The sequence below is a fragment of the Bartonella sp. AP150HLJHH genome, from assembly GCF_042196385.1.
Lineage (GTDB): Bacteria > Pseudomonadota > Alphaproteobacteria > Rhizobiales > Rhizobiaceae > Bartonella.
On sequence record NZ_JBHIQC010000121.1, the window covers coordinates 1 to 720 of the forward strand.

General features: G+C 37.5%; 1 protein-coding gene. It reads right to left on the reverse strand.

Annotated features, from left to right (window positions below):
• The coding region (locus tag ACFING_RS10015; RefSeq protein WP_375630825.1) for a hypothetical protein at window positions 1-720 on the reverse strand (720 nt) is incomplete at both ends.

Genomic DNA, 720 nt, shown 5'->3' on the forward strand with positions numbered 1-720 from the left:
TTCACATTCTAAATCGTCATCATTTTCCGATTCAAGATCAGCATCATAATAGTCTTCAAAATCATCATAATACTCATGACGATAATAATCATCTTCACTACCAAATTCGGGATATGCTTCATTCCAAATATGATCATCTGCTGTTAAAGAAGCGGCGCTATGAACATAAGAATCTCCTGAGATAAGAGCACCACATACAACGGCATCATCGAAAACACGCGCGTCATCACAAATATAAGCAGCACCGCTTATTTTTGCATTGCCTCCAACATGAGCATTATCACAAATGACGGCATCATCAGAAATATGAGCATGATCAGTTACATAGGCATTATCATAAATCTTTGCATTGCCTTCAATTACAACAGCACCTTTAATATGAGCATTCCCATAAAGACGCGCATTGCCTCCCATAAAAATAGCTTCAAAAATAGCATTCCCATAAATTTTTGCATTCCCACAAACGTCTACAAAAAAGCTTCTTACTTTTGCATTCCCAGAAACGCGGGCATTTTGAAAAACGCGGGCTTTATCATATACCCAGCACGTACCATAATGCGATAGGTTGCTTTCATTTTCTATAAAACCACCTAAATCCCCCGCCTTGACATCTCCAAAATCTTTTAAGGCGCGTATACGGTATAATGTGAGACCAGTCATATGATCTATTTCATTAGTCAATTCATATTTTTTGGATGGTTTTCTCTTTTTAACTGTAGC